The sequence below is a fragment of the Arthrobacter liuii genome (assembly GCF_014639275.1).
GTDB lineage: Bacteria > Actinomycetota > Actinomycetes > Actinomycetales > Micrococcaceae > Arthrobacter > Arthrobacter liuii.
Window position 1 is genome coordinate 1 of record NZ_BMFW01000009.1, and the last position, 24,045, is coordinate 24,045.

At 67.3% G+C, this 24,045-nt stretch carries 25 protein-coding genes; 15 read left to right on the plus strand and 10 right to left on the minus strand.

Annotated elements, in window-relative coordinates; translation table 11 throughout:
* From IEW19_RS11165 to IEW19_RS11175, 3 genes are all read right to left on the minus strand, one after another.
* On the minus strand, nucleotides 1–317 hold a 317-nt coding region (locus IEW19_RS11165), incomplete at its 3' end, for a DUF3618 domain-containing protein (protein WP_188571703.1).
* Complete coding sequence (locus IEW19_RS11170) at nucleotides 314–745, minus strand: phage holin family protein (RefSeq protein ID WP_188571704.1); 432 nt, start codon at nucleotides 743–745, stop codon at nucleotides 314–316. The genes IEW19_RS11165 and IEW19_RS11170, both read right to left, overlap by 4 nt.
* Complete coding sequence (locus IEW19_RS11175; RefSeq protein WP_188571705.1) at nucleotides 745–1,719, minus strand: hypothetical protein; 975 nt, start codon at nucleotides 1,717–1,719, stop codon at nucleotides 745–747. Before IEW19_RS11175 ends, IEW19_RS11170 begins: the two co-directional genes overlap by 1 nt.
* Nucleotides 1,720–1,904: 185 nt before the next feature.
* On the opposite strand from IEW19_RS11175, the gene ccmD reads away from it, so the two are divergent.
* Nucleotides 1,905–2,558, plus strand: a complete 654-nt coding sequence (gene ccmD / locus IEW19_RS11180) for a heme exporter protein CcmD (RefSeq protein ID WP_188571706.1) — start codon at nucleotides 1,905–1,907, stop codon at nucleotides 2,556–2,558.
* A 46-nt stretch (nucleotides 2,559–2,604) separates the two neighbouring features.
* Here ccmD and IEW19_RS11185 read toward each other — a convergent pair whose 3' ends face one another.
* Nucleotides 2,605–3,648 carry an NAD-dependent epimerase/dehydratase family protein gene (locus IEW19_RS11185; protein WP_188571707.1) on the minus strand — a complete coding sequence of 348 codons (1,044 nt, stop codon included), beginning with the start codon at nucleotides 3,646–3,648 and terminating at the stop codon, nucleotides 2,605–2,607.
* 147 nt (nucleotides 3,649–3,795) lie between these two features.
* On the opposite strand from IEW19_RS11185, the gene IEW19_RS11190 reads away from it, so the two are divergent.
* The 11 genes from IEW19_RS11190 to IEW19_RS11240 all read left to right on the plus strand — a co-directional run bounded on the left by IEW19_RS11190 (nucleotide 3,796) and on the right by IEW19_RS11240 (nucleotide 15,826).
* Complete coding sequence (locus IEW19_RS11190) at nucleotides 3,796–4,755, plus strand: sigma-70 family RNA polymerase sigma factor (protein WP_188571708.1); 960 nt, start codon at nucleotides 3,796–3,798, stop codon at nucleotides 4,753–4,755.
* A 237-nt stretch (nucleotides 4,756–4,992) separates the two neighbouring features.
* A complete protein-coding gene (locus tag IEW19_RS11195; RefSeq protein ID WP_188571709.1) occupies nucleotides 4,993–5,529 on the plus strand; it encodes a D-glycero-alpha-D-manno-heptose-1,7-bisphosphate 7-phosphatase in 537 nt (178 codons plus the stop codon).
* A complete protein-coding gene (locus IEW19_RS11200) occupies nucleotides 5,529–6,617 on the plus strand; it encodes a glycosyltransferase family 9 protein (RefSeq protein WP_188571710.1) in 1,089 nt (362 codons plus the stop codon). Before IEW19_RS11195 ends, IEW19_RS11200 begins: the two co-directional genes overlap by 1 nt.
* Nucleotides 6,614–7,648, plus strand: coding sequence for a glycosyltransferase (locus tag IEW19_RS11205; protein WP_188571711.1), 1,035 nt, complete (start codon nucleotides 6,614–6,616; stop codon nucleotides 7,646–7,648). Before IEW19_RS11200 ends, IEW19_RS11205 begins: the two co-directional genes overlap by 4 nt.
* The gene (locus IEW19_RS11210) at nucleotides 7,645–8,910 is read left to right on the plus strand and encodes a glycosyltransferase (protein WP_188571712.1); all 1,266 of its coding nucleotides are present in this window, start codon (nucleotides 7,645–7,647) and stop codon (nucleotides 8,908–8,910) included. The genes IEW19_RS11205 and IEW19_RS11210 overlap by 4 nt, the downstream gene beginning before the upstream one ends.
* A complete protein-coding gene (locus tag IEW19_RS11215; RefSeq protein WP_188571713.1) occupies nucleotides 8,907–9,632 on the plus strand; it encodes a D-sedoheptulose-7-phosphate isomerase in 726 nt (241 codons plus the stop codon). Before IEW19_RS11210 ends, IEW19_RS11215 begins: the two co-directional genes overlap by 4 nt.
* Nucleotides 9,629–11,026, plus strand: coding sequence for a PfkB family carbohydrate kinase (locus IEW19_RS11220; protein ID WP_188571714.1), 1,398 nt, complete (start codon nucleotides 9,629–9,631; stop codon nucleotides 11,024–11,026). The genes IEW19_RS11215 and IEW19_RS11220 overlap by 4 nt, the downstream gene beginning before the upstream one ends.
* A gap of 45 nt (nucleotides 11,027–11,071) precedes the next feature.
* Nucleotides 11,072–11,788, plus strand: coding sequence for an SDR family oxidoreductase (locus IEW19_RS11225; protein WP_188571715.1), 717 nt, complete (start codon nucleotides 11,072–11,074; stop codon nucleotides 11,786–11,788).
* Between the two features lie 86 nt (nucleotides 11,789–11,874).
* Nucleotides 11,875–13,332: an aldehyde dehydrogenase family protein gene (locus IEW19_RS11230; RefSeq protein WP_188571716.1), complete on the plus strand. Its 1,458-nt coding sequence runs from the start codon at nucleotides 11,875–11,877 to the stop codon at nucleotides 13,330–13,332.
* Nucleotides 13,329–14,864, plus strand: a complete 1,536-nt coding sequence (gene rfaE2, locus IEW19_RS11235) for a D-glycero-beta-D-manno-heptose 1-phosphate adenylyltransferase (protein WP_188571717.1) — start codon at nucleotides 13,329–13,331, stop codon at nucleotides 14,862–14,864. The genes IEW19_RS11230 and rfaE2 overlap by 4 nt, the downstream gene beginning before the upstream one ends.
* Before the next feature lie 32 nt (nucleotides 14,865–14,896).
* Nucleotides 14,897–15,826 (plus strand): spermidine synthase, encoded by a 930-nt coding sequence (locus tag IEW19_RS11240; protein WP_188571718.1) that lies wholly within the window; start codon nucleotides 14,897–14,899, stop codon nucleotides 15,824–15,826.
* A 55-nt stretch (nucleotides 15,827–15,881) separates the two neighbouring features.
* Here the strand turns inward: IEW19_RS11240 and IEW19_RS11245 are convergent, their stop codons facing one another.
* Complete coding sequence (locus IEW19_RS11245; protein WP_188571719.1) at nucleotides 15,882–16,823, minus strand: LysR family transcriptional regulator; 942 nt, start codon at nucleotides 16,821–16,823, stop codon at nucleotides 15,882–15,884.
* Nucleotides 16,824–16,950: 127 nt separating this feature from the next.
* Here IEW19_RS11245 and IEW19_RS11250 point away from each other — a divergent pair, with 127 nt between their 5' ends.
* Together IEW19_RS11250 and IEW19_RS11255 are read left to right on the plus strand one after the other, a co-directional pair.
* On the plus strand, nucleotides 16,951–18,327 hold the full coding sequence (locus IEW19_RS11250) for an MFS transporter (RefSeq protein WP_188571720.1): 1,377 nt from the start codon (nucleotides 16,951–16,953) through the stop codon (nucleotides 18,325–18,327).
* Between the two features lie 76 nt (nucleotides 18,328–18,403).
* Nucleotides 18,404–19,153, plus strand: coding sequence for a 3-hydroxybutyrate dehydrogenase (locus tag IEW19_RS11255; RefSeq protein ID WP_188571721.1), 750 nt, complete (start codon nucleotides 18,404–18,406; stop codon nucleotides 19,151–19,153).
* On the opposite strand, the gene IEW19_RS11260 is transcribed toward IEW19_RS11255, so the two are convergent.
* Together IEW19_RS11260 and IEW19_RS11265 are read right to left on the minus strand one after the other, a co-directional pair.
* On the minus strand, nucleotides 19,150–19,413 hold the full coding sequence (locus IEW19_RS11260) for a hypothetical protein (RefSeq protein WP_188571722.1): 264 nt from the start codon (nucleotides 19,411–19,413) through the stop codon (nucleotides 19,150–19,152). The genes IEW19_RS11255 and IEW19_RS11260 overlap by 4 nt on opposite strands.
* A 167-nt stretch (nucleotides 19,414–19,580) precedes the next feature.
* Nucleotides 19,581–19,955, minus strand: coding sequence for a winged helix-turn-helix transcriptional regulator (locus IEW19_RS11265; protein WP_188571723.1), 375 nt, complete (start codon nucleotides 19,953–19,955; stop codon nucleotides 19,581–19,583).
* A gap of 120 nt (nucleotides 19,956–20,075) precedes the next feature.
* On the opposite strand from IEW19_RS11265, the gene IEW19_RS11270 reads away from it, so the two are divergent.
* Nucleotides 20,076–20,939 (plus strand): SDR family oxidoreductase, encoded by an 864-nt coding sequence (locus IEW19_RS11270; RefSeq protein ID WP_188571724.1) that lies wholly within the window; start codon nucleotides 20,076–20,078, stop codon nucleotides 20,937–20,939.
* 88 nt (nucleotides 20,940–21,027) lie between these two features.
* Here IEW19_RS11270 and IEW19_RS11275 read toward each other — a convergent pair whose 3' ends face one another.
* The 3 genes from IEW19_RS11275 to IEW19_RS11285 form a co-directional block, all read right to left on the minus strand.
* Entirely contained in the window at nucleotides 21,028–22,110 is a 1,083-nt protein-coding gene (locus tag IEW19_RS11275; protein WP_188571725.1) for an ABC transporter substrate-binding protein, read from the minus strand.
* 69 nt (nucleotides 22,111–22,179) lie between these two features.
* A complete protein-coding gene (locus IEW19_RS11280) occupies nucleotides 22,180–23,043 on the minus strand; it encodes an ABC transporter permease (RefSeq protein ID WP_229748436.1) in 864 nt (287 codons plus the stop codon).
* Nucleotides 23,040–23,879, minus strand: coding sequence for an ABC transporter ATP-binding protein (locus tag IEW19_RS11285; protein ID WP_188571726.1), 840 nt, complete (start codon nucleotides 23,877–23,879; stop codon nucleotides 23,040–23,042). The genes IEW19_RS11280 and IEW19_RS11285 overlap by 4 nt, the downstream gene beginning before the upstream one ends.
* Between the last annotated feature and the right edge of the window lie 166 nt (nucleotides 23,880–24,045).

The window sequence follows — 24,045 nt, forward strand, 5'->3', positions numbered from 1 at the left end:
GAGACGGCGTGGCCTGCGTCGGTGAGTTTGGCCGAGACGGTGTCTGATGCCTGGTGCAGGCTGTCGCCGGCGGAGTGCATGGCGTCGGTGGTGTGGCCGGTGCCGGCAGTGGTGGTGTGGTGGACGTTGGTGGTGGCGGTGTCTGCTGCGCCCATGATTTTCTCCTTCACCCCGGTCATTGCGTCGCGGACTTTGTCGGTTTGGCGGTGGACGATGTTGGACGGGGTGACTTTGTCGGCCACGGCGTCAACGTTGGTGCCCAGGCGTGCCCGGGTGGCTTCTATGTCTGCGCGGATGGCATCGGGGTTTTCGCTCATCGGTTTACCTCACCTGGTTTTAGGGTTGGGGGAATTCCTGAGAGGGTTTCGCCGGTTTGGGGCAGGCCCTTGATCTGTTTGAGTTCCTTGCGGCCGATCGAGGCCAGGACTGCGGCGATGATGGCCCAGATCACGGCGACGATCAGCGCGGCCCAGCCCAGGGCCATGATGGCGCCCAGGGCCCACATCAGGGCCAGGGAGAGGAAGATCAGGACGAAGTGTCCGCCCACGCCGGCGCCGGCGAGCATGCCGGCGCCTTTGCCTGCGCGGGTGGTTGTTTGCTTGAGTTCGGCCTTGGCGAGTTCGACTTCCTGGCGCATCAGGGTGGACAGGTCGCGGGTCACGTCTCCGAGCAGTTCACCGATTGAGGCGTTGTCCGCTTTGACGTGCGCCGCGCTGGGCGGCGGCTCGGGAATCTGGCTACTCATCACAACCCACCCGTCTGGCCGCCCCGGGTGCGGTCCTGGGTGAAGGGATCGTTTGCCATCGGATCGTCGGCGAGGGCGCGGTCACGCAGGGGGTCGTTGGAGAACTGGTTCCCTGACCAGGGTTCCTCCACCAGTTGCGGGCTGTCGAGGCCACTGGCCGGCCCTGCGGCCTCGGGATAGCTGCTGCCCGGAGCCCCGCCGTCGTAGCCGGCCGTGGTAGTGGCCGGGCCGGGGAGCTGGACCGGCGGGGGCGGAACCGTCCCACCGGCAACGGGATATGACTGGTTGTACTGGTCACCGTAAGTGGTGCCGGAGTACTGGCCGGACAGGCCAGCCGCGCCGGTGCCGGCAGGGGCATTGGCGGATGTTTCGGGGGCGCCTGCGGTGAGGCCGCGGGTGAGGCGTCCGGCCAGGACACCGGCGCCGGCGGCGAGGAGCAGGAACGTTCCGGGACGGTTGCGGGCGAACCGCTGGACCTCGTTCAGGAGGTCACCGGGCTCCCGGTTTTCCAGCCAGGATGCGACCGAGGAGGTTCGCTCGGCTGCCTGCCGGACCAGGTCGCTGGCCATGCCCTGCTGGTCCGGTGCGCTGGCCATGCTGTGCAGTTGGCTGGAGATGTTGCGGATGCCCTCGGCAGCCTTCTGCTGTTGGGTGCCTGCCTCGCTGGTCAGTCCCGACTTCGCCTGGTGCAGCAGGTCCTGGGCATTGGCCTTCGCTTCATGCGCCACGTTCGCGGCCTCACCCTTGGCAGTCTGGGCCACGTTCTGCGCGGACCCCGCGGCGGTACGGGCGACGTCGGCGGCTTCTTCCTTGGCTGCGTCCTTGCGCGACGAACCGGAGGTGTCAGCAGCCTGGCTGTCTCCGGAAAGGGGAGTGGCGGCTGATGGGAAGGTGGCGGGCTCCCGCTCGCCAGGGATTCCGGTATTGGCCGGGGGAGCCGTGTAGGGATCCGCGGGCCATTGGTTCTCTGTCATCTTCGCTCTCTTTCCAAGAAGGCCGGTTATTAATCAAGAACCAGCAATACTGGCCGTAAAATGATAAGCATGATTACTAATAAAAGGTAAGTACCCTTGCTAGGCGAGTTATAACCGTTCCAAAAAATGTCAGCCGGATGGCGAGGGCCTGCCCGGTCGCAACGAAGTGGAAAGTGGTGGGAAACGTGGACACAGCTCCATGGGTATGGGTGGTAGTTGCCGTTGTTGTAGTGGCGCTGATCGTGCTGCTTCTTCTGGCCGGTGGAAGGCGCCGGAAGGCAATGCAGGAGAAGCGGGACCGGGAGCACCGCGAAAAGGCGGCCGAGATACGGCGTGAAGCCGAAAATATGGAAATCGACGCCCGCGAACGGGAGGCCAAGGCCATTCGGGCGCGTGCCGACGCCGAACAGGCCCAGGTTGATGCGGCGCGGCTCCGGCAGGAAGCTGAACAGCGCAGCCAGGAGGCCCAGTCCCTGAGGGGCGACGTGGCCAGCCATGCCAGGAAGGCGGACGAGCTCGATCCGGACGTCGGAAGGGATGGCAGCCCGCGCGACCACCGGGAGGTTCATGAGGGCCGGCAGGTGCAGGCCGACGGTGCCGTCCGTAACGGGCGTGGGCCGTCCAACGTCGGTCCCGGCCAGGAGGCTGGCCGGCAGGCGGAGTACGTGGACGGCGGACATGCCGACGTCGGGCAGGGCCACGGGAGCCGTGAACCTCTCGCGGGTGACGCCGGGACAAGCATCCCGGAAGCCGAACCACGGAGGCGTCAGTCCGACGCCACGGACACCGCCGCGGGGCATGATGTGCGCGACGAGGGAAACCCGCGCACCGGCATCTGAGGCTGGTGGTCCGGTGCCGGCATAGTCGCCGCTGCTAAGACCGCTGCTAGGGCCGGCGCCGGGGCCTTAGGACGGGGGAAGGGTGAACCCCTTCCCCCGTTCCCATGCCCGCGAGAAGTTCCTTGACGGCGTCGATCGATGACACTCTTGGTTCCCACCCCAGAATCCGCCGGGCACGGCCAGTGTCCATGATGGGCACGCCGGCGGCCATCTCCACCCATCCTGAATCCGTGGGCTGAACCCGTGCCCGCCAGGTCAGGTCCACAACTGTGTGGAGGAGCCGCATGGGGATGGGGAGGATTCTCCTGGCACCAAGGATGCGGGCCAGTACCTGGGGAGTTAGGACGGGTTCGGCAGCGATGTTGAACGCGCCGCTGGCACGCTGGTCCACCACGCGCCAGTAGGCCTCTGCCACATCGTCCGCGTGGACCGCCTGGAAGATCAGATTGTCCGGGAGGGGCAGCAGCGGAATCCAGGGCCTGCGCGGTACGAGCCGCGGAAAAAGGTGCCCCAGGAAATACCTGCCGATTTCACTCCCCGCTTTTCCCTGGAAGATGAGCGCGGGCCGCAACCTGGCAACGGAAATGGCTGGCTCTTTAGCCGCGAATCGGTCCAGGAGCCTTTCCTGCTCGGCTTTGTGGCGGCTGTAGTGTGAGCCGGCCATGCCTGTTGCCGGCCAGGACTCGTCCCTGCGCTGGTCCTTGCCCGCCTTGCTGTAGGCGCCCACCGAGGACGCGCAGACAACCTGTTTCACGCCCACCTTGGCGGCGGCTGCCAAGACATTTTGCGTACCGGTGACATTGGTCCGGTGCAGGAGCGCCAAATTGCGGTTCGGCTGGATTTGCCAGGCCAGGTGCACCACGGCATCAACCCCGGCGAGCGCCGTCTCCAGCAAAGGCCTGTCCTGTTCCAGGCCCACATCCAGGGTGTGCCACTGCACGCCGCCGTAGGGCTCCGCGGACGTATCAGGCAGCCTGCGGCTGATTCCAACCAGTTGCAGGCTGCCGGGCTTTCGGGCGAGCTGGCCCTGCAGGTTGCGAAGCAGTGCTGTTCCGGCGTTTCCGCTGGCCCCGGTGATGGCGATGCGCATGACAAAGACTCCTTGGCGGGTTGGTCTGGGTGCCGGTTAACCCCGAGCCTACAGCGGAGGAGGATTGTTTTATAAGCAACCTTATGATTTGCTGCTTCTAAGTCTTGCCGCAGGCTTTCGGAACCAGACCGAGGGAAACCAACACTCATGCCCGAATCCTTTGCCACGCTCGCCGTTGAAGCTGCGCCTGTCCACGATCAACAGCCGGAACCGACACAACAACCGGCTCCTCCCGCCACGTCAGGGCGGCTGCGGGAGACGTTCGAAAACGACCTGGTCCTCCGGTACCTGGACCTCGCCGAAGCCCTGGCTGCGCGGTTTGAGGCCCGCGGCAGGGAGCGGGCGGACCTGAACCAGGTGGCCTACTTGGGCCTGGTGAAGGCAGCCCGCGGTTTCGACCAGGCCAAGGGGGAGAGTTTTCCTGCCTATGCGGCACCCACCATCACCGGCGAACTCAAGCGGTACCTTCGCGACCGGACGTGGGTTGTCCGTCCGCCGCGCCATATCCAGGATTTAAGGACCCGGTTGTTCCGGGCCGAGCCGGAGTTGACCCAGTCGCTTGGCCGGAATCCCAGCGTGGCGGAACTCGCCGGCGAGCTGGAGACCGACCCGGCTGACGTGCAGGAGGCTATTTCGGCGTCCAGCAGCATGCACCCGGACTCCCTCGACGCGGTCAACCCGAACTCGGACGCACCCTCCATCGGCGAGGTGCTGGCCTGCCCGGAGACTCCGCTGGAGCGGCTTGAAGAGCTCGCCTGCCTCCGTGATGCCATGCAGGACCTCGACGACTCTGACCGCGAACTCCTGTACCGGCGCTACTTCTGCGAGGAAACACAAGTGCAGTTGGGGAAGCGGTTGGGAATGTCCCAGATGCAGGTGTCCCGCCGCCTGGCCAAGGTGTTGGTGGAACTGCAGCGCCGGCTGGAGGCAAGTGCCCATTTCGGGGACACGGAGGCCGCAGCCGGCAACGGAACGTCAACGCGCGTTGGGTTGGCGGAACGCCGGCCCGGGACGGTTGCGCCGTTCCGCCAGGCTAGGAGCGCTGGAACCCCCGGCATGTCCGGCAAGGGAACCGGCCGCTGCCTCGGCGGTACAAGAAGCAGGTAGGGCCCCTACCACTGCGGTAGCGGAGCCGCGCGCATTCGCATGGGACGACGGCGTGCAGCCGGTTCAGTGGCGCCCGGACATCATGCCGAGCTGGCTTTTTGGGCGGAGTCCGGGAAGAACAGCTGCAGTCACGGAATTCGTATCTTGCCTGCTCAAGGCCCCACCGGAGCCCGCTCCTGCAGCCGAAACAGCCCAACGCCGTGTTTAGGAGAAGCAGCAAGAGGGAACAGGTTGATTATGGAAAGCTCTGAAACCTCCAAGCTCCGGGCTGTCCTGTTCGACCGGGACGGGACCCTGGTGGTCGATGTGCCCTACAACGGGGATCCCGGCAAGGTGCGGCCGGTGGCCGGTGCCAAGGCAGTGCTCGACAGCCTGCGGGCAGATGGTATGGCCACGGGTGTGATCACCAACCAGTCGGGTATTGCCCGCGGCCTTATCACGGCTGAAGACGTGGCAAAAGTCAACGCCCGGGTGGAAGAACTGCTGGGACCGTTCGATGTGTGGGAGGTCTGCCCCCACTCGGAACAGGACGGCTGCGCCTGCCGCAAGCCCGCTCCCGGCATGGTCCACAGTGCCTGCCGCAAACTGGGGATCTCCGAATCTGAAGCCGCCCTGATTGGCGATATCGGCGCCGACGTGGGGGCTGCCGAAGCCGCGGGTGCTACTGGAGTCCTGGTGCCCACCCCCGTTACCCGTACCGAGGAGGTAGGGGCAGCGCGGCTGGTCGCCCCGGACTTGGCGTCCGCCGTCGGCCTGCTGCAGGGGACGCCCTGATGGGGCGCGTCCTGGTGGCCCGGCTGGACAGCATGGGCGATGTCCTGCTGACCGGTCCGGCTGTCCGCGCGGTGGCCAACGGCCGCTCCCAGCACGGCGGCAGCACGAACCATGTGGTGATGCTGTGCGGCCGGCAGGGTGAAGCCGCCGCCGCCATGCTCCAGGGGGCCGCCGAGGTCTACAGCTGGGACAGCCCCTGGATCATGAACCCGGCGCCCCGGATGACAGGCCCCCACGCTGACAGGCTGATCGAATACGTCCGCAATTCCCGCATCACCGAAGCCGTCATCCTCACCTCCTTCCACCAGTCGCCGCTGCCGCTGGCATTGTTGCTGCGGCTGGCAGGCGTTGAGAGGATCACCGGCGCCTCCACCGATTACGCCGGCTCGCTGCTTGACGTGAGGCTGAAACCGGGGGAGGACTTCCCCGAGGACCAGCCCGAAGCGGAACGGGCGCTCGGCATCGCCGAGGCCGCAGGCTTCCGGCTTCCGCCCGGTGACGACGGAAAGCTTCACCTCAACTCCGTCCCTGACGTGACGGACCTCGTGGGCGCGGAGCCCTACGTTGTGGTCCACCCGGGTGCAGCCGTTCCGGCCAGGGCCTGGCCCCCGCTGCACCATGCTGCCGCCGTCGAACTCCTCCAGGGTGCCGGGTACCGGGTGGTGGTCACCGGCGGCCCCGGCGAGAAGTCGCTGACCGCCACGGTGGCCGGCCCCTCCGCCCTTGACCTTGGCGGCCGCACCGACCTTCCCACCATGGCAGGCGTCATGGCGGGGGCTGATGCCGTGGTCAGCGGCAACACCGGCCCCGCCCACCTGGCAGCCGCGGTAGGCACACCCGTAGCGTGCCTGTTTTCCCCCGTCGTCCCGGCGATCCGCTGGGCGCCGTACGGCGTGCCCCTGGAACTCCTCGGGGACCAGAATGCGCCCTGCCGCATGTCACGCGCCCGGATTTGCCCTGTCCCCGGCCACCCCTGCCTCGACTCGGTGTCGCCGGAGGAAGTGGTGGCGGCGGTGGAACGCCTGATCAGTGGAGTGAGCTCCTTCAGCACCCACGTCAGCACCCGTAGAAAGGCCCGCAACAGATGAGAATCCTGCTCTGGCATGTCCACGGTTCCTGGACGGACGCCTTTGTCCGCGGCCGCCACGAGTACCTTCTTCCCGTCCTGCCCGCAGGTGGGGCTTGGGGACTGGGCCGCGCGGGCAGGGACTGGCCGGAATCAGTGCGGGAGGTGGACCTGGCGACGCTCGACGCCGACGCCGTGGACGCCGTCGTCCTTCAACGGCCCGAAGAGATCGACGAAGTGGCCGGCAGGCTGGGACGGGTGCCCGGCGTGGACCTCCCGGCGGTGTTCGTTGAGCACAACACTCCCAAAGGGAATTTCCCGAACACCCGCCACCCGCTCGCGGACCAGAGCAGCATCCCGGTGGTCCACGTAACCCATTTCAACCGGCTGGCCTGGGACAACGGCTCCGCCACCACCACGGTGGTTGAGCACGGCATTCCCGACCCCGGACAGCTATACACCGGCGAGCTCCCGGAACTGGGCGTGGTGGTCAACGAGCCCGTGCGGCGCGGAAGGGTCACGGGAACCGACCTGCTGCCCGCCTTCGCTTCCGTAGCGCCCCTGCAGGTGTTCGGCATGAAGACGGACGGCCTGGCGGCGGCTGCGGGTATTGAGGCGTCCCGGCTGGCTGCCAGGGGCGACCTGAAGACCCGGGAGCTGCACCGGGAGCTTGCCCGCTGCCGGGTCTACGTCCACCCGATGCGCTGGACCTCGCTTGGGCTGTCCCTTTTGGAAGCCATGCACCTGGGCATGCCGGTGGTGGTGCTTGCCACCACCGAGGCACCGCGGGCCGTACCGCCGGAGGCCGGCGCTGTTTCCGCAGACATCGACGAGCTGCTCCGCTGCGCGGAGCGGCTGGTTGCCAACCCGGAGGAAGCCCGACGGCGGGGACTCTCCGCCAGGGAGGCGGCGCTGGAGCGTTACGGCCTGGGCAAGTTCCAGGACCGCTGGGATGAGCTCCTGGCGGACCTGCGGAACCGTCCCCGGCACTCCGCCAACGAGCGGCCGGACGAGCGGATCCTCGTTCCGTCGCGGGAGAGGAACACCCCATGAAGATCGCCATGATTTCTGAACACGCCAGTCCGCTGGCGGCGCTTGGCGGGGTGGATGCCGGCGGGCAGAACGTCCACGTTGCCGCCCTGTCCGAGGCCCTCGCCAAGCGTGGCCACCACGTCACCGTCTATACCCGCAGGGACGCAACGGAGCTTCCCGAACGGGTCCGGGTGGGACACCAACTGGAGGTGGTGCACGTGGACGCCGGGCCGGCCCGTCAGGTGCCCAAGGATGAGCTGCTGCCCTACATGGGCCAACTCGCGGACGGCGTGGCCAGGGACTGGGGGCAACGGCCGCCGGATGTGGTGCACGGCCACTTCTGGATGTCCGGGCTCGCTGCCCTGGATGCTGCCAGGCGGCCCGACACCGGGTACCGCGTGCCGATGCTGCAGACATTCCACGCCCTGGGCACCGTCAAACGGAGGCACCAGGGCGCCGAGGACACCAGCCCGGAAGCCCGCCGCTGGCTGGAGCCAGGCGTGGGACGCTCCGCGGACCGGATCATCGCCACGTGTTCCGATGAGGTCTTCGAGCTCAAGGCCATGGGCATCGCCACGGGCAAGGTCTCCATCGCGCCCTGCGGCGTGGACCTCAGCTTCTTTTCGACGGACGGGCCGGTAGCCCCAAGGAAGCGCCGCTACCGCATCCTGTCCGTAGGGCGCCTGGTGCCGCGCAAAGGCGTGGACCTGGTGATCCGCGCGCTCCCGTACCTCAAGGCGGCAGGATTCGACGACGTCGAACTCCTGATCGTGGGCGGCGGCGGTGACTCGAACGTGATGCACGCCGACCCGGAAATCCGCCGCCTGCTGGACCTTGCCGCCGAACTTGGCGTGTCCGAACAGGTGACGCTGCAGGGACAGGTGCCGCGGGCCGACATGCCGGGGATCTTCCGCAGCGCCGACGCCGTGGTGTGCGCACCCTGGTACGAGCCCTTCGGCATCGTACCGCTCGAGGCCATGGCATGCGGCGTCCCCGTGGTGGCTGCCGCAGTGGGTGGGCTGCGGGACACGGTGGTGGACCACGCCACCGGCCTGCACGTGCCACCGCGGGACCCGGAGGCCATTGCCTCCGCCCTGTCACTGCTGCTGGACAACCCCACGCTCAGGACAAAGCTCGGCCAGGCCGGAGAACGGCGCGCCCGCACCCGGTACTCCTGGGACCGGGTGGCCGCGGAAACTGAAAAGGCCTACCAGCTCGCCATCGCCGGTACCCAGGCCGGCGCCAGGGCTGGCATCGTACCAATGGAAGGAGCCGCACTGTGACTGCCGAATCGTCCCTGCGGGAAGTAGACCTGCGCACCCTGACCGCACCGCCGGCGCTGCCTGCAGCGCTCCCCGCCACGTTCGTGGACCCGGCAAGTGCCGACGCCGTCCGCAGCCACCTGGACAACGTGCTTCCGGCGCTGGATTCACTGCGCAGCCAGTCCGGCCGGCTCGCCGCGTGGGGTGTGGAGTTGGCGCAGCGGCTGCTGCGCGGACAGCGGCTCCTGGCAGCCGGCAATGGCGGCTCGGCCGCGGAGGCACAGCACCTGACCGCCGAGCTGGTGGGCCGGTTCGACGGCGAGCGGGTCCCCTTCTCGGCCATCTCCCTGCACGCCGAATCCTCCGCCATGACCGCCATCGCCAATGACTACGGCTTCGACGATGTCTTCGCCCGGCAGGTGCGCGCGCACGGCCGCTCCGGCGACGTGCTGTTGCTGCTGTCCACCAGCGGCAGGAGCCCCAACCTGCTGCGCGCCGCGGAAGCGGCCTCCCGGCTCAATGTGACCACCTGGGCGCTCACCGGCTCCGGACCCAACCCGTTATCGGAGGCCTGCGACGAGGCCGTGACAGTCGACGCCCTGAACGCCAATGCCCAGGAAGGGCACCTGATCGCGTTGCACGCAGTCTGCCGCGCCTTCGACCTTGAGGTTGCCCGGCACACCCCGTCCCTTGTCCCCGGGCCGGCAAAAGTCCCCGGGCCGGCGAACGGTGCCCGGCCATGAGGATCGTCGTCGTGGGAGACGTGATGCTCGACGTCGACCTCTCCGGCGAGGCCACCCGGCTCAGCCCGGACGCCCCCGTCCCGGTGGTGGACGTGTCAGCTATCCGGCGGCGCGCCGGCGGCGCGGGCCTGGTGGCGCGCATGCTGGCCCAGGACGGCTGGCCAGTCACCCTGGTGACGGTCCTGGGGGATGACGACGCCGGGAACCAGCTGCGCACGCACCTCGCCGGGGTCCGGGTCGTGGCGGGGACCAGCAGCTATTCCTCCCCGGTCAAGACCAGGATCCGCGCCGGCTCCCATCCGGTGGTCCGCTTTGACCAGGGGTGCGAAAAGACGCCGGTTCCGGACGTCACTCCCGCCATGCTCCGCGCCGTGGAAAAAGCCGCCGTGGTCATCGTTGCCGACTATGGCAGGGGATTGGCAGCCAACCCGCAGCTGCGTGACCTGCTGGCCCGCTTGGCGGCTGAGGTGCCCGTTATCTGGGACCCGCACCCCTCCGGGCCGGATCCGGTTCCAGGAGTGGCTGTGGTGACGCCGAACATCTCTGAAGCAACCAAGGCGGCGCAGGCCGCCGCCGCCAACGTCCCGGCGTCAGCTGAAGCTGTTTCGCAGGTCCTGCTGGAGCGTTGGCGCAGCCAGGCTGTCCTGGTGACCAAGGGCGAGGAGGGGGCTGTCCTGCTCCGGCAGGGAGACTCTTCGCCGAGTGCCGTTCCCGCGCCAAGGGTGGAAGCCGGTGACCCCTGTGGGGCCGGAGACCGCCTGGCGGCCAGCCTGGCAGTGCACCTCCTGGCTGGCCGCGACCTGCCGGAGGCGGCGGCCTTGGCAGTCCATGACGCCGCCGATTTCCTGGCCGCCGGAGGGGTTTCGGCGCTGCCTGATACCGACGCGGAAGATACTCCCGCCGGAAAGCCCAGGACTTCACCGGCACCGGGCCGGCGCACCACCGAACCGCTGCTGCTGGCCCGCTCCGTACGCGAAAGCGGCGGAAAGGTGGTGGCCACCGGTGGTTGTTTCGACCTGATCCACGCCGGCCACATCCGCTCCCTCGCCGCAGCCAGGGAACTGGGAGACTGCCTCATCGTGTGCCTGAACTCCGACGACTCGGTCCGGCGGCTCAAAGGGCCGCAGCGTCCCATCATCGGCCAGCACGACAGGGCGGAACTGCTCCTGGCGATGGAATGCGTGGACGCGGTGATGATCTTCGACGAGGACACCCCCGAAGCCGCGCTGGACCGACTCCGCCCCGATATCTGGGTCAAGGGCGGCGACTACAAGGGATCGCGGCTGCCCGAGGCGGACCTGGTTGAAAGCTGGGGCGGCCGCTGCCTCACCGTCCCGTTCCACCCCGCCCGCTCCACCACCGGCCTGGCGGACGCACTCGCCAAAGTCAGCTGAACCCTCTTTCCCCACTGTCTTGTTTTTCCCATTGAAAGGAACACCGTGACCGCAGAATCAACTCCAACTGCCTCCACCACCCCGGGCCGCGTCCTGGTCACCGGAGGTGCCTCCGGACTGGGGGCCGCCGTCGTCGACGCCGTCCTTCGCTCGGGCGGCACCCCGGTGGTCCTGGACCGCGACATCAGCAGCGTGTCCGGCGTTAAGGCGTTCGAAGTGGACGTTGCGGACCGCACGGCCGTGGAGCACGCGGTCCGTGAAGCCGCCGAAACCCTGGGCGGCCTGGACGCCGTGGTCACCGCTGCCGGGATCGACCGCTGCGGCAAGCTCGCCGACGTCGAAGCGACCGAGTGGGAAAAGGTCATCGGGGTCAACCTGATGGGCACCGTTTCCGTGGTGCGCGCAGCACTGCCCTACCTCAAGGAAACCCACGGCCGCGTGGTGACAGTGGCCTCCACCCTGGGCAAGCGCGCGGTGGCCGATGCCACCGCGTACTGCGCCTCCAAGTTCGGCGTCGTGGGGTTCAGCCACGCCCTGGCCGCGGAAACCGGAGGCGAAGTCGGCGTGACCACCATGATTCCCGGCGGCATGAAGACCCGGTTCTTCGATGACCGTACCGAGCAGTACAAGCCGCAGGACGACTCCCGGCTCAACGACCCCGCCAACACTGCCCAGGCCATCCTGTTCGCCCTGAACCAGCCCACCGGCTGCGAGGTCCGCGAAATGCTGATCTGCCACGAAGAAGAGGGCTCCTGGCCCTAAGCCGCAACGGGCCACAACATCGTTGGTGGCCACAACAGGACCACCAGCACCGACCATATCCAGCACCGAAAGGCGGGAGGAACACCATGCCCACCACAGCCACCGAAACAACCGCAGGCAACGAAACAGTTGAGGGCTCCGGCATCATCATCCAGGACCCGCGAACAGGTGAAGAGCTTTGGACGGTGCCCGAAGCGGGGCCGGACGCAGTGAACGACGCCGTGGCCACGGCCCGCACGGCAGCACCCGGCTGGGCCGCAACCGCCCCCGCAGAGCGGGGTGCGGCACTCCGCGCCGCCGCCAAGGCGCTTAACGGAGCCGCGCAGGAGCTCGCCGGGCTGAACGCCAGCGAAACCGGCCGCCCGGTGGAGGAAGCGCTGGCCGGCATTGCCGCGGCCGTCTCCACCCTGGAGCAATACGCCGAGCTGGGCCCGGTCCACCGCGGCCACAGCCTCCGCGGCAGCCGGCTCGCCTCCGATTACACGGTTGCCGAGCCGCGCGGCGTCGCCGTCCTGCTGACCCCGTGGAACGACCCCGTGGCTGTGGCCTGCGGGCTGATCGGCGCCGCACTGGCCACCGGCAACACGGTCATCCACAAACCCAGTGAGCGGTGCCCGCGCCTGGGGGAGGCGCTGGGCGAGGTCCTGGCACCGGCCTTCCCCGCCGGCGTGTTCCTGACCGTCCCCGGCGGGGCGGAGGTGGGGGCCGCCCTTTCCCAAGCGGACGTGGACGTGATTGCGCACGTCGGGTCGAGCGCCGCCGGTGCCCGGATCGCCCAGGCGGGAGCGCTCACCGGCGCCCACGTCATCAGGGAAAACGGTGGCAACGACCCCCTGTTGGTGGACCGCGACGTTGACCCCGTGTGGGCTGCCGAGCAGGCTGCCATCGGAGCTTTCAGCAACAGCGGCCAGATCTGCACCTCGGTGGAGCGGATCTATGTCCACAAGGACATCGCTGCAGCGTTCTGCACCGCACTGGAAGCTGAGGCCGCGCTCCGGAACAGCAATGGCACCGTGGCACCGCTGGTGGACCTCCGCATGCGGGACGCCGTCCACTCGCACGTGACCGACGCCTTGGCGCAGGGCGCCCGGGCCGTGGAAGGCGGTGCCCTTCCGGACGGACCGGGCTCGTTCTACCCCGCCACCGTGCTCCTCGGCTGCACCGGCGGGATGCAGGTCATGACGGAGGAAACGTTCGGCCCGGTTGCCCCGGTGCAGGTGGTGGAAACGTTCGACGACGGCCTGCGCCTTGCGTGCAGCGGCAGGTACGGCCTCGCAGCCACAGTCCTGAGCAGCAACATCGCGCACATCCAGCAGGCAGTGGCCGCACTGCCCGTGGGTACCGTGAAGGTCAACGCGGTCTTCGGCGGTGCTCCCGGAGGCGCAGCCCAGCCCCGCGGCGAGAGCGGCGCCGGTTTCGGCTATGGACCCGAGCTGCTGGACGAGTTCAGCCAGGTCAAGGTGGTGCACATCGCCGCTCCGCCGGCGCCCGGCGGCAACGGCGCGGAATCCGTGGCCGGCAGCGGTGAACAGGACCTGCCATGAGCGGGTCGCCGGAACCCATCGACCTTTCCACCCAGCGGGCATTGTCGGACTGGCTGCCCGGCCGGCTGGCCGCTGAACAGCCCTCCATCCTGGTGATCGGCGACGTCATGCTCGATGGCTGGTGGAGCGGCAGCATCGAACGGCTGTGCCGGGAAGCCCCTGCCCCCGTGGTGGACCTCCAGACCCGCGAATCGGTTCCCGGCGGCGCAGCCAACACCGCCATGAACCTGGCCGCCCTGGGCGCAAAGGTGTCCGTAGCCGGCATCATCGGCACCGACGACGCCGGCGCGGACCTGCGCGGACAGCTTGCCGCCGCCGGCATCGACGTGCAGCACCTGCACACCCACCCGGACATGGTCACCACCACCAAGATCCGGATCAGCAGCGGCGGCCAGGTAATGCTGCGCCTGGATGACTCGGCCAGGACTGTCCCGGCCGACGCCCTTGACGCGCTCGCCGCCTCGGTGCGTGCCGCCGTCGAACGCCAGGATGCCGTCCTGGTGTGCGACTACGGAACCGGCGTGGTGGCGGACCCCGTCCGCGCGGCACTCACCGGTGTCCTTGCGGGTGACGCTGCTGGAAAAGACCGCCCCTTGGTGGTGGTGGATGCCCACGACCCGCGGGCATGGGCAACCCTGCAACCTGACCTGGTAACCCCTAATGCCCTGGAAACCGCGCGGCTACTCGACCGGAAACTGCCGGAGGGCCAGGCTCGGGTTGAGGCCGTGGGCGCGGAGTCGGAGGCGCTGCTGAACGGCACCGGAGCCCGGGCCGTGGTGGTCACCCTGGACCGGGACGGAACCGTCCTGCTGACCTCCGACGGCGTGCGGCACCGTACGTGGGCCCGCCCTGCCGCGGAGAAACAGGCGTCCGGGGCGGGCGACACGTTCGTGGCGGCGCTGACCTTGGCCCGCGCCGCCGGGCTGCCGCTGACCGCGAGCCTGGACCTTGCCCAGTCGGCCGCGGATGTGGTGGTCCACCAGCCCGGTACCTCCGTCTGCAGCACTGCCCAGCTCAGCCGGTACCTGGAGGCCTTCGCGGACACTGCCCTGGGCGAAGACGAGCTGGAGCGGCAGATGGAGCTGCACCGCGCCCAGGGCCAGCGGATCGTGCTGACCAACGGCTGCTTCGACGTGCTGCACAGCGGCCACACCCGCTATTTGAACCAGGCCAAGCAGCTGGGTGACATCCTGGTGGTGGCGCTGAACAGTGACGATTCCGTCCGCCGGCTGAAGGGCGCCGGGCGGCCCATCAACAACATGGCGGACCGCGCGGCGGTGGTGGCCGCGCTGAGTTGCGTGGACTACGTGACGGTGTTCGACACCCCCACAGCCACCCCGCTGATTAAGCGGCTCCGGCCCGAGGTGTACGCCAAGGGCGGGGACTACACGCCGGAGATGCTGGCGGAGACCCCGGCCGTGGAGGAGTACGGGGGCCGCGTGGCCATCCTCGACTACGTGGCTGAACGGTCCACCACCGCGGTGGTGGACCGGATCCGGGGCGGTAAGGGGGCCGCCAGCCCGGTCAACTAGGGTTGAAGCATGACTGAAGCGGGGCACGGGTAATGGGCAAACGCGGAAGGTCTGCAAACCGGGCCGGCCGAGCTATGGCGGGCGTGGTAGAGCTTCCGAAGGGTTCCACGCCACCACCCGGTCCCGTGGAGGGTGTCTACTACATCGACACCGGCGACTGTGAGCTGATCGCGGACCAGGACAACTCCACCGGTTGGCTGCTGAAGATCAACGGCGTCATGAGCTCGCACATCGACCTCGCCGATCCGCTTTTCCTGGACTTCGAGTACATGCGCTGGATGGCGGCGCTCATCGAGTCCCGCTGGCCGCCGTCGGACGCTGCGGGCCCGTCGACTGGAGCCGCGGGGCACAAGCTGCGCGGGCTGCACCTGGGCGGCGGCGCCTGCTCCCTGGCACGGTACTTTTCCGCTTCCTACCCGGATGCGCGCCAGGTGGTGGTGGAACTGGACGGGAAACTGGCCGAGTACGTGCGCGGCTGGTTCGACCTTCCCAAGGCACCCCTGCTGCGGATCCGCGTGGGGGAGGCGCGCGCGGTGACGGAGACCCTCACCGCCCAGACCCGGGACTTCATCATCCGCGACGTCTTTGCCGGCGCCCACACCCCGCGGCCGCTGACCACCGCGGAATTCAACCAGCACGTCAAACGCGTCCTGGCCCCCGGCGGCCTGTATGTGGCCAACTCCGGTGACGCGCCGGACCTCAGGAACGCCCGGGAGGACGCCGCCACCATCGCGGCCGCCTTCACGCACACGGTGATCATCGCCGATCCCGCCATGCTGAAAGGCCGGCGGTACGGGAACATGGTGATGGCCGGCAGCGACATGCCCTTCGGGGACGACCCGCAGCTGCGGCGCCGGCTTCTGGGCGGGGCCGTCCCGGCCCACCTCTGGGACGACGCCCAGGTCCGGGCGTTCGCGGCTGGCACACCAGTCCGCCACGACCCCGCCCCACCTACTGCCTAACGGCCGTTTTCAGCGGTCAAAGGGGCAGCGTGTGGGCCCACGCCCGCCGGGTTCCCTAGCCGAGCTTGCGAGGCGAGGGCGCGGGTGGGGAGGATGGGGCTTTGCCCTTGCCCAGGAGTGCCCCGCGGTGCTCGGCCATCCGTTCCCGGAGGGCCTGCACGACGGCGGCCACCGCGGGGCGGCGCAGCGAGTCCGGGCGGAGAACCATCCAGTAGGGGAGAAGCTCGCCGATCTGGTCGGGCAGCAGGCGGACCAGATCATTGTGGAGGTCGGCCATGAAGCACGGCAGGAAGCCCACGCCCGCCCCGGCCCGGGTGGCCTCCACGTGGACGAACACGTTGGTGGAGGTCACGCCGTCGCGCATAGCGGGAACCAGCCGCCGCGGTGCGTCGAGGTCGTCCACCTGCAGCATCGAGTCCACGAAGTAGACCAGGGGGTGCTGGTTGAGCTCGGCCACGGTGGCAGGGATTCCATGCTCGGCGAGGTAGGTGCGGGAGGCGTACATTCCCAGCCGGTATTCGCCCAGCAGGATGGCCTCCGCCCGGTGCACCTGCGGCTCGCCCACCACCACCTCGATGTCCAGCCCGGACCGCTGCTGCAGGGCCCGGCGGGTCATGGTCACCACCTCCACGCTCAGGCCCGGATGGTCCCGCCGCAGCCGGGCCACGGCAGGAGCCGCAATATAGGCGCTGAAACCGTCGGTCGCGGTCATGCGCACCACGCCGGCAACGGGGTCGGGTGCCTGGCCTGCCGGTCCCAGCGTGGCCAGGACCGCCTCCACCTGTTCGGCAGCCAGCACGGCCCGTTCGCCGAGCTCAGTCAGTTCCCAGCCGCCTGCGGCGCGGGAAAGGACCCGGCCGCCGAGCGACTTCTCAAGCGCGGCGATCCTCCGGGAAACCGTGGTGTGGTTCAAGCCCAGGGCCTGGGCCGCCGTCGTGAACTTTGCCGAGCGTGACACCGCGAGAAGGACCAAGAGGTCATCGGGGTTCGCATTCATATCTGCAATTGTGCACACATTGGCTGCCTGTTTGGCCATTGAAGTGCCAGGCCTGTGCAGCAATACTCATCTGAGTCACTTGTGCTGGAGATCACAGCGCGTGTCAATGTGGACACTAGGAGAAACCATGAGCGTAGAGCAACAGCGGGCCAACGAGGCCGGGCATCCACCCAAAGGATCAGGACTGAAGAAAATCGTCGCCGCCTCCATGGTGGGGACGGTGGTGGAGTGGTACGAGTTCTTCCTCTACGCCACGGCTGCCACGCTGGTCTTCGGCAAGTACTTCTTCCCCGCCACAGGCAATGACCTGGACGGGATCATCCAGGCCTTCCTCACCTACGCCGTGGGCTTCATCGCACGCCCGCTGGGCGGCATCGTGTTCGGCCAGATCGGCGACAAGCTGGGCCGCAAGCCCACGCTGCAGCTCACCATCGTGATCATCGGTGTGTCCACGTTCCTGATGGGCTGCCTCCCGGGCTTCGCCGACATCGGCTACCTGGCGCCGGCACTGCTGGTGGCCCTGCGGTTCATCCAGGGCTTCGCACTGGGCGGCGAATGGGGCGGCGCAGTCCTCCTCGTCGCCGAACACAGCCCCAACAAGACCCGCGCCTTCTGGTCCAGCTGGCCCCAGGCCGCGGTTCCCGTGGGCAACCTGCTGGCCACCCTGGTGCTGTACATCATGTCCACCACGCTCAGCAGTGAGGCCTTCCTGGGCTGGGGCTGGCGGGTGGCCTTCTGGCTCTCTGCCGTGATCGTCTTCGTGGGCTACTACATCCGCACCAACGTCAGCGAGTCGCCCATCTTCCTCGAAGCCAAGGAACTGGTGGAAAAAGAACAGGCCGTCAGCTACGGCGTGTTCGAGGTGGTGCGCAAATACCCCAAGGGCATCTTCCAGGCCATGGGCCTGCGGTTCGCGGAAAACATCATGTACTACCTGGTGGTCAGCTTCGCCATTGTCTACCTCAAGAGCGTCCACAAGTACGACACGTCATCGCTCCTGCTGGCACTGCTGATCGCGCACGTCATCCACTTCGCCATCATCCCGCAGTACGGCCGCCTGGCTGACCGGATTGGCCGCAAGCCCGTCTACCTCGCCGGCGCCGTCCTGGGTGCCACCTGGCCGTTCTTTGCCTTCCCGATGTTCGATACCCGGAACCCGGTGGTCATCGTCCTTGCCGTGACCATTGGCCTGTGCCTGCATGGCCTCATGTACGCCGGGCAGCCGGCCATCATGGCGGAGATGTTCCCCACCCGCATGCGGTACTCCGGCGCATCCCTCGGCTCCCAGGTGACGTCGATCTTCGCCGGGTCACTCGCGCCGCTGCTGGCCACCCAGTGGCTGAAGGACACCGGATCGTGGGTGCCCACCGCCATCTACCTCGTGGTCGCGTGTGCCATTACCGTGGTATCCGTACTGAGCCTGAAGGAAACCAAGGGCGTCGCCCTGGAGGACGTGGACAAGGAAGACGCGGCCCGCGAGGGTCTGCTGACTGCCAACCGCTGAGCCGGCACCGGCTGGCCCGGCTGCCACTGAAGCGCCGGAGCTGTCCGACCGCCCGGGCGCACAAAGGAGAACTGGAATGGACAATACGTTGAATGGACGCAAGGCGCTGGTCACCGGCGGTGCCAGCGGAATCGGTGCCGCGTGCGTGCGCGCACTTGCCGCGCGGGGAGCGAAGGTGGTGGTGGCCGACGTCGACTCCGCCGCCGCTGCAGCCCTCGCCGATGAGGTGGGCGGGAGCGCCTGGGGCGTGGACCTGCTGGACGTTGACGCCCTCACCACCCTCAGCCTGGACTGCGACATCCTGGTCAACAACGCAGGGATCCAGCGCATCAGCCCCATCGAGGAGTTCGACCCTGCGGACTTCCGCCGGATCATCACCCTCATGCTTGAGGCGCCGTTCCTGCTGATCCGGGCCGCCCTGCCGCACATGTATGCCAACAAGTTCGGCCGCATCATCAACCTGTCCTCCGTGCACGGCATCCGGGCCTCCCCGTTCAAGAGCGCCTATGTCTCCGCCAAGCATGGGCTGGAGGGACTGAGCAAGGTGACGGCGCTGGAGGGCGGCCCGCATGGCGTCACGTCCAACTGCGTCAACCCCGGCTACGTCCGGACGCCCCTGGTTGAGTCGCAAATCGCGGACCAGGCGCAGGTGCACGGCATCCCCGAGTCCGAGGTCCTGGCCAAGGTGATGCTCACCGAGGCCGCCATCAAGCGCCTGGTGGAGCCGGAGGAGGTGGCATCCCTGGTGGCCTGGCTGGCCTCCCCGGATGCCGGCATGGTGACCGGCGCCAGCTACACGATGGACGGCGGCTGGTCCGCACGCTAGTCCAGGGGCTTGACCAGCCGGTGGTCAAAAAAGAAGACGCCGTACGGGGTTTTCACTCCCACTGATCTTCGGTCCTGCCATACGACGACCCCTTCGCGCCTGCCGCTGAAGGGGTCGTCGCCTATGACGGTGTCCCCCACCCGGTAGGGGCAGCGGGGGCTAAAGGCCGTCAGCGTCCGGCCCCACGCGCCGGCAAGTGCGGTGCCGAGGCTGACGGGCCGGCCCATGCGGGCAAGATCCTGCGTGTAGTCCTTGGCCATGCGACCAACTCCTCCAAGCGGCAGCCTGCCGCCTGCTAACGGTGCTGGTTGGCGGAACGCTCCCAGCAGAGGATGGTCCTCCCATTCCGGCCGCCACCGTGCGTTCACGCTATGCGCTGTTCACACCAGTCACACCAGTAACAGGTACTCAAATTCGGGAAGCGGTACTACTTGTCCTGCTGAATCCCGTTGATGATTACCTCGGCGTTCTCGAACGTCCACGCCGCCAGCGGCACCAGGAGCGCGGTCAATTCGTAGCCCCGCTCGGTCAGGCTGTAGTCCACCCTGGGTGGAATGACCGGCTGCGCGTCCCTGCTGACCAGGCCGTCGCGCTCCAGTGTCTTCAGCGTCTGCGCCAGCATTTTCTCGCTGATGCCCTCGGCCCGCCGTCGTAAATCACTCCACCGGTGCTTGCCCTCGGACAGTGCAAGCAGGATCAGGACGCCCCATTTGCTGGTGATGTGGTCCAGCAGGGTCCTGCTGGGGCACCCGGCAGGAAACACGCCGTCCGCAAAGGCGAGGGGCTGCGGGGCTGTTTTCATGACTCCAGCTTACCCAAAGGTCGGTACCTTACTTTGAAGTGCGTACTCCCTTTTGGGAAGTTCCCGTAGCATGCCGTGGTTGTGCCCCCTGACAGAGCAAAACTCCCGAAAGGAATCATCGTGAGCATCGTTGTTACAGGCGCCACCGGACAGTTGGGCCGCCACGTCATTGAAGCCCTCCTGGAACGGGGAGCACCTGCCGGGGATATCGTGGCTGCCGGCCGGTCAGTGGAGAAGCTCGCAGACTTCGCTGCGCGGGGCGTTCAGGTGCAGCCCATGGACTATGCCGACGCCGGTTCGGTTGCCGCTGCCCTCGAGGGTGCCCGGCGGGTGCTGCTGATCTCCGGCAGCGAAGTGGGCCAACGGGTCGAGCAGCACCGCACCGTGATCGACGCCGCCAAGGCCGCAGGCGTGGAGCTGCTGGCGTACACCAGCATCGCCAACGCCGACTCCACCGGCATGAAACTGGCCGACGAGCACAAGGCCACCGAGGCGCTGCTGCGTGACTCCGGAGTCCCCTTCGTGCTGCTGCGCAACGGCTGGTACCTGGAGAACTACACGGAGCAGCTGCCGGGAACCCTCGCGCAGGGTGCCGTCGCGGGCAGCGCCGGGGAGGGCAAGGTCAGCGCGGCCGCACGGGCCGACTACGCCCATGCCGCCGCCGCGGTCCTGGTGGCCGATGACCATGCCGGCAAGGTCTACGAACTGGGCGGCGATGATGCCTTCAGCATGGCCGACCTGGCATCGGAGATCAGCGAGGCCACCGGCAAGGCGATCAGCTACAACAACCTCCCTGCGGAGGAGTACGTTGGCCTGCTCACCGGCGTGGGTGTGCCCGAGGCTTTCGCGGAGATCCTGGCGGATTCAGACCTGGGCATTGCGCGCGGCGATCTCCTGGTGGGCACCGGCGACCTCCAGAGGCTGATTGGGCGTCCGACGACGTCCCTCGGCCAGGCAGTGCGGGCCGCCGCCGCTTCCAGGTAAGGGAGCGGAACGGCCAGGTGCCCGGCCCCTTCCGGGGAGCCGGGCACCTTTTGCTGTGGGACGGCCCTTAATCTGCCGCTGGCTGCAATTACTTCACGAGGTCGTTGGTGTACGTCTCGGAAAGCTTGATCTCCTTGCTTCCAACGTCCGCGTTGGCTACCTGCTGGGTCTTCAGGACGGCCTGGACGCCGTCGTCGGTGAATGTGCCGTCCTTGCTCAGGGTCTTCTTGAGGTCCTCGATGACCTTGGCGTAGAGCTCCTTGTCTCCGCCGGCAAAGCTTTCCGGCATCTTGGCCGCTATTTCGGCGCCGGAGTGACCGTTGATGTACTCAAGGGTGCGCTTGATGGCCTTTGCCAGTTTGGCGGCCGTGTCCTTGTTCTGGTTCAGCCAGTCAGTCTTGGCATAAAGGCAGGCGGAAGGCCATGAATCGGTGGCGAACACTTCCTTCAGTCCCTCGGAGGTGCGGACGTCCTCCAGCACTGTGGGATTGTGGCCAATGCGCTTCGTGAGAACCGAGACATCCGGTTCGAGCATCACGGCTGCGTCCACCTGGCCCTGCTCAACAGCGGCAACGGCGGAAGATCCCGCGCCGATGGCGGATACCGCTGCGTCGGACTGCTGCATATTGTTCTTGGCCAGCAGGAACTTCACGAACATATCGGTGGAGGAGCCTGGGGCCGTCACTCCGACGTTCTTGCCCTTAAGGTCGGCAATGGTTTTGATCTGGCCTTCGTTCTTCGGTGCCACCAGCAGGGCAAGGCCGGAAGACTGGCCCATGTCAACGAAGGCCTTGATCTGCTGGTTCTTGGCCTGCATCTGTATGGTGTGCTCGTAGTAGCCGCTTGTCACATTGGTGCTGCCGCCAACCATGGCGGTCAGGGCCTTTGAGCCGCCCTGAAGGTCCTGGAGCTCGACGTCCACGCCCTCATCCTTGTAGTACCCAAGCTGCTGGGCCAGTGTTGTCGGAAGGTAAGTCAGGAGGGTCTGGCCGCCTACGCCGATAACCACCTTGCCGCCTCCGCCTCCGCCGCCGGCAACGGCTGATCCACTCTGGCCGGGAGGAGCTGCGGCGGGAGCGCCACAGGCCGAGAGCGCCACGGCAACGGCAGCAATCAGGGTCAGCGGCCGAAGGAGGACCCGGCCACGATGCCGGGTTGCTTTATGCGTCATGGGTATCCCTTTCAGGAGGTTTTGTGGGGTTTCTGTGCCGGCTGGCCGGCCCTTGTGTGACGCGGCCGGTCAGGAAGACCGGACCGGGCGCCATCTGAGCAGGTGCCGCTCCAGGCGGTTGACGAGGAGGTCGATGATCAGGACCGCAATCATGAGGATGAACATCCCGGCGAAGACGCCCTTGGTATCGAATACGCCTTGGGCCTGCGCAATGGCGTAGCCCATGCCGCCCGAGGCGCCCAGGTACTCGCCCACCACTGCGCCGGTGATGGCGAAGCCCACGCTGATATGCAGGCTGGAGAAGATCCATGTGAGGGCACTTGGAATGAAGACGTGGCGCAGGAGCTGCTTTTCGCTGGCCCCCAGCATTTTGGCGTTATCCACCAGGACCCGGTCTACGCTCTTGACGCCTTCCAACGTGTTGAAGAAAACGATGAAGAACACAAGGGTGAAGCCGAAAGCGACCTTCGACCAGATACCCAGCCCGAACCAGAGCAGGAAGATTGGAGCGAGGACTACGCGCGGGAGCGCGTTGAACATCTGGAGGAAGGGGTCCAGCAGCCGTTCCAGGAAACGGACCCGGGCAAGGATAAAGCCCAGGAGGAGTCCGACGGCGGCCCCCACCAGGAAGGCGAGGATGGCTTCCTGCATGGTCACCCAAAGATGCGGGAACACGAATCCCGAGGACACCCAGAGCCACACGGTCTGGAAGATGTCTGAGGGAAGGGGAAAGAAGAATTGGTCTATCACCCCGGCGCGCCCCAGGAGTTCCCAGGCGCCCAAGACAAGGATCGTGAGGAGGAGTTGCACGCTGCGCATGGCCAGCGCCGACATCTCTCCGCGGCGTGGCTGCCGGTGGGCGGTGTAGCGGTCCTGTCCTGCGGAGGAACCGTTCTTCGTTGAACCTGGTTTCCTTGAGCCGAGGATGGTCACGCGGCCTCACCTTCTTCCGCGAGCGCACTTTCGTATGTCTTTGAGACTTCGACTTTCAGCCTGCCCCAGATTTCCCGGTGCAGCGCCACGAAGCGGGGGTCGTCCCGGATGTCCAGCAGATCGCGGGGGCGTGGAATGTCGATTTCGTAGCTTCCCACCACCGTGCTTCCGGGGCCCGCTCCCAGGATCACCACCTCGTCGGACAAGGCGATCGCTTCGTCGAGGTCGTGGGTAATGAAGACCACTGCCTTGTCGGATTCCTGCCAAAGCTGCAGAAGTTCGTTCTCCATGATCTGGCGTGTCTGGACGTCCAAGGCGGAGAAGGGCTCGTCCATCAGGAGGATGTCCGGGTTCACGATCCAGGCCTGGGCAATGGCGGTGCGTTTGCGCATGCCGCCGCTGAGTTGGTGCGGGTAGCGGTCCGCAAAATTCTTGAGGCCCACCTTTTCAAGCCAGCGCCGCGATTCTGCATGGGCCTCCGCCTTGGAGACGCCTGCCATGGTCAGGCCCAGGCTGACATTGTCGATGACGGTCTTCCACGGCAGCAGGGCATCCTGCTGGAACATGTAGGACGCGCGGCGGTTCACTCCGGTCACGGGTTCTCCGAAGCTTTTAACCTCCCCGAAGGTGGGAGTCAGCAGGCCGGCTGCCATGTTGAGGATGGTGGACTTGCCCGATCCCGTAGGACCAACGATCGAGACGAAGCGGCCGGGCTCGACTTTCAGGTCGATGTCCCGCACGGCGAAGTAGGTCTCGCCTCCGGATGTTGGAAACTCTTTGGTGCACCCGGTGAGCTCCACCGCATATCCGGACGTGCCTGGCTGTGCAGCTGGCATCTTTGCCTCTTCCCGGCCGGCTCCGGCCGCTTGTTCCCCCTGCTGGTTCACGCTTGCGGAACGAAAGTGGTGCATCGGTCCGCGTACGGAGACCTGCTTGCGGACTCCGGTGTTATTGCTCAAAGCAGGTCGTGTTCCTGCCACATCGTGGGTTCTCCATCATGAT